The organism is Chloroflexota bacterium (genome assembly GCA_014360905.1).
Taxonomy (GTDB): domain Bacteria; phylum Chloroflexota; class Anaerolineae; order UBA2200; family UBA2200; genus JACIWX01.
This window is the reverse complement of the sequence record JACIWW010000011.1, coordinates 85,900-92,484: the sequence shown is the minus strand read 5'-3', so window position 1 is coordinate 92,484 and position 6,585 is coordinate 85,900. Positions and strand designations below refer to the sequence as shown.

Below are 6,585 nucleotides of genomic sequence, written 5' to 3'. Positions count from 1 at the left end.
CGCCCCCACTTTGGCGTGGGCATGGAGCAAAAGCCTCCTTTGGCCGTCTTGCGCCATTTGGGGTATACTGGGGATGAGCATATCGCCTTGCTACCACCTATCCTGCTCGACCCAATTAGTACCGAACTGCTGCTCGCTTGTGACAAAGAGGCTGGTAACGATCTATTGGCCACTTACATAAGTAAGGAGTGAGGAGTGGGCGTGTTCCGTATCTCATGGTCCGTTCTTCACTCATTACTCGTCACTTATTGTTTATAACTGCTCCTTCACGCGCTCTGCTGCTTCCCTGGTCATGCCTTTCACGGCGGCCAATTCCTCCACCGATGCCTCGCGGATTGCTTCCAGCGAGCCAAAGTGCTTCAGCAATGCTTGGCGTCGCTTGGGCCCAACGCCTGGGATCTCATCCAGGGTGGAAGCCAGCCCACTCTGCTCGCGCAACCGTCGGTGATAACCGATGGCGAATCGGTGTGCCTCGTCGCGCACTCGCTGCAGTAGATACAGCGCCTCTGAATCGCGAGGCAGCAAGATAGGATCGGAACGGCCGGGCACAAACACCTCCTCCCGCTGTTTGGCCAGCCCAATAGCCGGGATGTGCTCCACACCCATCTCGCCCATAACTTCTAGCGCTGCGCTCAATTGCCCCTTGCCTCCATCCACGATCACCAAATCCGGCATCACACCCCAGCCACCCTGCTCACTGTCAGAAACCAAGCTCTGCTCCAAAGCCTGGCTTCTTGCTCGCTTAAACCGCCTCCGCAGCACTTCTTGCAACATGGCATAGTCATCCGCTCCGCTTACGGTCTTGATGCGGAAACGGCGGTACTCGCTCTTGCGTGGCACCCCCTTGACAAAGACCACCATGCTGCCCGTGGCGGACGTACCGTGAATATTGGAGATGTCGTAGCATTCGATGCGCGTAGGTGCCTGAGCCAGATTGAGGTACTTTTGCAACTCATCCAGCGCTGTGACTTGACGTGCTTGGTCAGCTGCCCACTGCGCTCGCAAATGCGCCAAGGTCTCTGCGGCGTTCTCGGCCGCCATCTGTACTAACTCGCGTCCTTTGCCACGTCGTGGCACGCGAATTGCCACCTTCGTGCCGCGCTTCTGACGTAACCACTCCTCAATTACCCGCGCCTCATCAATTCTTTGCTGCAAGAGGATTGCAGGGGGAATATAGGCTGCTTCGTCATAGAATTGCTTCACAAATGAACTCATGATCTCCGGGTCATCCTCATCCTGCGTACCGGTCAGGACAAAGTATTCTCGCCCAATCAATTTGCCACTGCGGATGAAAAAGACCTGCACGCAAGCCTGGCCATCCTCACGCGCAAAGGCAATTACATCCTCGTCGCTTTGAGTTGAAGATACGATCTTCTGCCGCTCGATGACCCTTTGCAAGGCCTGCACTTGGTCGCGCAAAGTTGCTGCACGTTCAAAATCCAGTGCCTCCGCCGCCTTGGTCATTTCTTGCTGCAACTCGTGGACAATGCGCTCCTGCTTGCCTTCCAGGAAGAGGATGATCTGCTCGATCAGCGCGCGATAATCCTCGCGCGAGATTGCCCCAATGCATGGGCCGGCACAGCGGCCAATGTGGTAGTACAGGCAGGCACGCTGGTCATTGCCCGTTATCTCGCGTTTGCAAGTTAGATAGGGAAAGAGCTTGCGCAGCAGATCCATGGTCTGGTGCACTGCTTTGGATGAGGTATAAGGCCCAAAGTAACGTGCACCATCGTTCTGCATGTGCCGCACGGTGTAAACGCGTGGAAAAGCCTCTTGCAGGCTGATTTTGATGTAGGGGTAACGCTTGTCATCCTTGAGCCGCACATTGTAGCGCGGGCGGTACTTCTTGATGAGGTTGCACTCTAGGATGAGCGCTTCTAACTCAGAGCCGGTGACGATGAACTCGAAATCTGCAATGTGATCCACCAGGCGGCGTATCTTTGGGGTCTGGCTATCGAGGCCATGGAAATAAGAACGCACGCGGTTACGCAGATGGACCGCTTTGCCCACGTAGATGACTTGGCCTGTGGCATCCTTCATCAAGTATACGCCCGGCTTGGCCGGTAAGGCATTCAGACGTTCATGCAGTTGTGACTGCTCCATGATATCTCCCATATGGCCAGACAGGAATTCGGCGCAATAAAACAGACCTCATTCAACCTGTACTCTCTTTTACTGCTATCTGCATACAAATTATAGCATGAGTAGGCAATAGTAGGTACACTTCTGGTGACATTCAGAAACTGCTGGTCTTAATCTAGTCTTTGTAGACTCGGCAGTGCAAGATGCTGTACCAGAGTTGCCCTCCTGGTGGCTTTTATGCTATAATAGTTATGCCTTGCCATCGGCATCTTGGCAACCTCCATGCACATTCTCCAGCAGTGATGCTGCTGGTCAGCTTCATATGCTCCGTGCCTGAAGCACAGCATCCCATTCTTAGGTGCGAGGCAAAAGGCCTGTAGCGCAAGCCCGATGGCCTTTTACGTTATATTATTTGATTCGACTCGACACAGAAAGGTGGAAAGAAAACATCGTGGATACTCGCAGTCTAATCGCGGGAGCCTTGGGAATCTTGCTCGCGCTTGATGTGCATGAATGTTTTCATGCCTGGGTTGCCGACCGTCTGGGCGATCCGACAGCCCGATATATGGGACGAATATCGCTCAATCCGCTGGTACACCTAGACCCATTGGGTACTATGATGATGTTGCTTGCCGCATTCTCTGGTCGTGGCATTGGCTGGGGCAAACCAGTGCCAGTAAACCCACGCAACCTGCGCTATGGGCCGCGCGTTGGCATGGGCATCGTGTCCTTTGCTGGCCCCTTTGCCAACTTGCTCACTGCCACGCTTATTGCCCTGCCGCTCCGTTTGCGTCTGCCATTGCCAGGCGCATTGCCTTTCCTACTCGTGAATGTGATGTTCATCAACATTGGTTTGGCGATCTTTAACCTGATTCCCTTGCCGCCGTTGGATGGATACGGTGTCCTGCAAGGCATTTTGGCCAGCATACGCGGACCAACAAGCTATCGGCTATCTCGAAGCTTAACGGTTCTGGAACAGCAGGGCCCTTTTCTCCTGCTTCTATTGATCCTGTCCAGTCAATTCCTGGGACTGAATCTTCTATGGCGTTTTATGGACCCGCTGGTGATGTTCTTTGCCAGGCTCATATTGGGTGTGTGATCTTGCGCCTAGGCTACCGTATCCAACAGTTTTGGGCTGCTCTGGGCTTGTTCCAGGCGCCCGTGGCAGCAACTGAACCGAGCACGTACCTGAACGAAACACAAATGGCACTCTTTCGGAGCATGTCCGCTTCGGAACAAAGGCATGCCCTGTCCGTGTTGTATACACTGCAGAGGGCAGGCTATACTGGAGCTGAGTTGGCACAAGCGGCACTGCTTCACGATGTAGGGAAGGTAGGAGGACGCATCAAACTCTGGCATCGGGTCGCAGCCGTCTTGCTGCAAGCCATATACCCCGCATTGCTACACCGCCTTGCAGTGGACGACCCAAGCAGTTGGTGCTATCCTTTTTTTGCGCAACTGCACCACGCACAGCGCGGCGCAGAGATGGCAGCACAAGCAGGAACACATCCGCTGGCGGTAGCTTTGATTCACTGGCATCACACACCACCAGGTAAAAGCGACCTGGACGCTGGTGGACAGGCTTTGCTCGCAGCTTTGATAGCAGCAGATGAAACAAACTAGTCAGATTCGCGATAAGGCATCGAGGCAGAAGCCTCGTGCCCTGTAATGATGAGAGGAGAACATGATGTCCTTTAGAACAACACTTGTTGGATTAGGACTGGTTGGTAGCTCCCTAGGGCTAGCCCTTAAGGGGACCGGTGCTGACCTAGAAATCATTGGCCACGACAAAGACAGCGACGCAGCCAGGCGTGCTTATAAGAGCGGCTGCGTGGATCGCACCGAGTGGAATTTGATCAATGCTTGCGAAGGAGCGGACTTGATCATCATCAGCACGCCATTGGCCGATGTCAAAAGCACTTTGGCAGCCATTGCACAGGACGTCAAACCAGGCTGTGTCATCACCGATACGGCCAGCCTCAAAGTGCCCGTGCTGGATTGGGCGCGCGAATCCTTGCCCAGCACCGTTCATTTCGTTGGCGGACACCCTATCATTAATAAAAGGGATTCCGAACCCACAGTACCTACCGCCGATTTGTTTACCGGCAGTGTCTATTGCCTGACGCCTAGCACGAGCACGCCTCCAGAAGCCTTGCAGAAAGTTTCGGACCTGGCTGAGGCTGTAGGAGCCAGACCATATTACATGGATGCTGCCGAACACGATGGTTTGATTGCTGCAGTGGAGCAATTGCCCCTTCTTATGGCGCTTGCTTTGCAGACCACTGCCGGCCAGAGCCCAGCCCACAGGGAAATGAGACAGTTATCCGGTATAGATTTCGCCAGCGTCACACGATTGCTGGCTGGCGATGCAGAAGGGCTGGCCGAGCTATGCACATTGAACGCGGTTAACCTTGCCCGCTGGCTCGATGTGATCCTTCCACAACTCTCTGTCCTTCGTGATCTTGTCGCTAATAAAGATGATACAGCGCTTCAGAAATCTTTTGCGAGTGCCCTAGAGGCTCATGCAGGTTGGACACGCAAGGGAGAAGAGGGCGAACCAACCGATTACGATGATTTTAGTATGGCGCGCACGATATTCGGCGGGGCCTTCAAGCCCCCAAAATAGAAACCCATATATTGTGAAGAGCAAAGCATGACGCGGAAAACATACAAAGTGCTGATGATCGCACCCACTTCCTTCTTTGCGGACTATGGCTGCCATGTGCGCATCCGAGAAGAAGCCCTCGTTCTACGGCAAATGGGCAATCAGGTAACCATTTGTACGTACCACAATGGGCGCGATGTTGCTGGTCTGGACATTCGCCGCACCATGCCTATTCCATGGCGCACAAACTATGAGGTTGGATCTTCAAGGCATAAGATTGGCTTTGATGTCTTGCTAGGGTGGACAGCGCTTTCCGTAGCTCTGCAGATCAAACCCGACGTCATTCACGGGCACTTGCACGAAGGTGCCCTAATTGGCTACCCATTGAGCAAGCTGTTGGGCGTGCCACTTGTCTTTGATTTCCAGGGAAGCATGACCAGTGAAATGATAGACCATCGTTTCTTGAATCCAAAGGGGCCATTCTATCGTCCGGCCCGTTGGTTGGAGGAACAGATCGTGAAACTGCCTTCCGCCATCATCACTAGTTCATGCCATGCGGCGAGTCTGCTGATGAATGACTTCCACTGTCCGGCAGACAAGATTATTGCTATTCCAGATTGCGTCAATACTGATTTCTTCTCGCCTAGCCAATCCAGAGAGGCATTACACGCGCTAAAAACCAGCTTGGGCATTCCACACGAGCGACAGGTTGTGGTTTACTTGGGATTGCTGGCCGAGTGGCAAGGCACAGGCTTGCTTTTGCAAGCAGCGTCTAAATTGATTCCCCGCCGGCCCAATGTGCATTTCTTAATCATGGGTTTCCCGTCCGTGGATATTTATCGTGCGCAAGCGCAGCAACTTGGGCTGGAGGACCACGTTACGTTCACCGGCAAAATTCCCTACGAACAAGCCCCAAGCTTCCTATCCGTAGGCGATGTAGCAGTAGCTCCTAAGATTTCGAGCACAGAAGGCAGTGGCAAATTGCTGAATTATATGGCGATGGGCCTGCCTGTTGTGTCCTTCGACGTGCCCGTCAGCCGGGAGTATTTGGATAGCCTAGGCACTTATGCCTGTCCAGGCGATGCTACTTCTCTGGCCGAAGCCTTGGAAGATTTGCTTGCAGACCGGGAACGATCCAAGATGCTGGGACAACACCTGCGCCAGCGTGCTATTGAACGTTATACCTGGCTCGAGGCTGGCCAACGGATCATGGACGTGTATGACCGGGTTAGTGCCAAGTGATATCTAGCGCACGAGCGCGTATCCCAAATTCGTGACTTTTGCGGAGGTACGGTGTCGATGACAGGCGTGCAGATTCATCCAACAGCTGAGGTTTCACCTCAGGCTCAAATCGGCGAGGGCACAAAAATCTGGCACCAGGCTCAAGTTAGAGAAGGCGCTCGGATTGGACGGTCTTGTATCATTGGTAAGGGTGTTTACATAGACTTCGATGTGGTAATTGGCGACCGGGTCAAGATACAAAACGGTGCATCTATTTACCATGGAGTGACAATTGAGGATGGTGTTTTCATTGGCCCGCATGCCTGCTTGACTAATGACAAGTTTCCACGAGCCATCACTCCGGAGGGACAATTAAAACGCGATGCAGACTGGGAGGTAGGCAAGATCCTTATCCAGCACGGCGCTTCCATTGGGGCTGGAGTGATCATCCTCCCCGGAGTCACCATTGGCCGTTTTGCCATGGTGGGAGCCGGCGCAGTCGTAACTGCAGATGTCGTGGCACATGGCTTGGTCGTGGGCAACCCAGCCCGGCTTGTTGGTTTTGTCTGTCAATGCGGCCATAGGCTTGTGCAAGCAAGCAGTACAGAACAACAGGGCAAAACGAGATATCTCTTTTGCCCTGTGTGTGGACGCGAGTATACTTTTCCTGCCTAGAA

The 6,585-nt window shown here is 53.5% G+C and carries 7 protein-coding genes; 6 read left to right on the top strand and 1 reads right to left on the bottom strand.

Annotated elements, in window-relative coordinates; genetic code table 11:
* Positions 1 to 192 (top strand): hypothetical protein (locus H5T67_06625; GenBank protein ID MBC7244993.1); only part of this gene is annotated, 192 nt, incomplete at its 5' end.
* Positions 193 to 252: 60 nt separating this feature from the next.
* Here H5T67_06625 and uvrC read toward each other — a convergent pair.
* Entirely contained in the window at positions 253 to 2,103 is a 1,851-nt protein-coding gene (uvrC, locus tag H5T67_06620; protein MBC7244992.1) for an excinuclease ABC subunit UvrC, read from the bottom strand.
* 430 nt (positions 2,104 to 2,533) lie between these two features.
* Here uvrC and H5T67_06615 point away from each other — a divergent pair, with 430 nt between their 5' ends.
* The 5 genes from H5T67_06615 to H5T67_06595 all read left to right on the top strand — a co-directional run bounded on the left by H5T67_06615 (position 2,534) and on the right by H5T67_06595 (position 6,583).
* Positions 2,534 to 3,181 (top strand): site-2 protease family protein, encoded by a 648-nt coding sequence (locus H5T67_06615; GenBank protein MBC7244991.1) that lies wholly within the window; start codon positions 2,534 to 2,536, stop codon positions 3,179 to 3,181.
* Between the two features lie 2 nt (positions 3,182 to 3,183).
* Positions 3,184 to 3,705, top strand: a complete 522-nt coding sequence (locus H5T67_06610; GenBank protein MBC7244990.1) for a hypothetical protein — start codon at positions 3,184 to 3,186, stop codon at positions 3,703 to 3,705.
* A 64-nt stretch (positions 3,706 to 3,769) separates the two neighbouring features.
* A complete protein-coding gene (locus H5T67_06605; GenBank protein ID MBC7244989.1) occupies positions 3,770 to 4,708 on the top strand; it encodes a prephenate dehydrogenase/arogenate dehydrogenase family protein in 939 nt (312 codons plus the stop codon).
* Positions 4,709 to 4,735: 27 nt separating this feature from the next.
* Entirely contained in the window at positions 4,736 to 5,929 is a 1,194-nt protein-coding gene (locus H5T67_06600) for a glycosyltransferase family 4 protein (GenBank protein MBC7244988.1), read from the top strand.
* Between the two features lie 57 nt (positions 5,930 to 5,986).
* Positions 5,987 to 6,583 carry an N-acetyltransferase gene (locus tag H5T67_06595; protein MBC7244987.1) on the top strand — a complete coding sequence of 199 codons (597 nt, stop codon included), beginning with the start codon at positions 5,987 to 5,989 and terminating at the stop codon, positions 6,581 to 6,583.
* Positions 6,584 to 6,585 lie beyond the last annotated feature (2 nt).

Coding starts and splice junctions, on each gene's coding strand:
- uvrC (MBC7244992.1), bottom strand. CDS start 2,103: ATGGAGCAGTCACAACTGCATGAACGTCTGAATGCCTTACCGGCCAAG.
- H5T67_06605 (MBC7244989.1), top strand. CDS start 3,770: ATGTCCTTTAGAACAACACTTGTTGGATTAGGACTGGTTGGTAGCTCC.
- H5T67_06600 (MBC7244988.1), top strand. CDS start 4,736: ATGACGCGGAAAACATACAAAGTGCTGATGATCGCACCCACTTCCTTC.
- H5T67_06595 (MBC7244987.1), top strand. CDS start 5,987: ATGACAGGCGTGCAGATTCATCCAACAGCTGAGGTTTCACCTCAGGCT.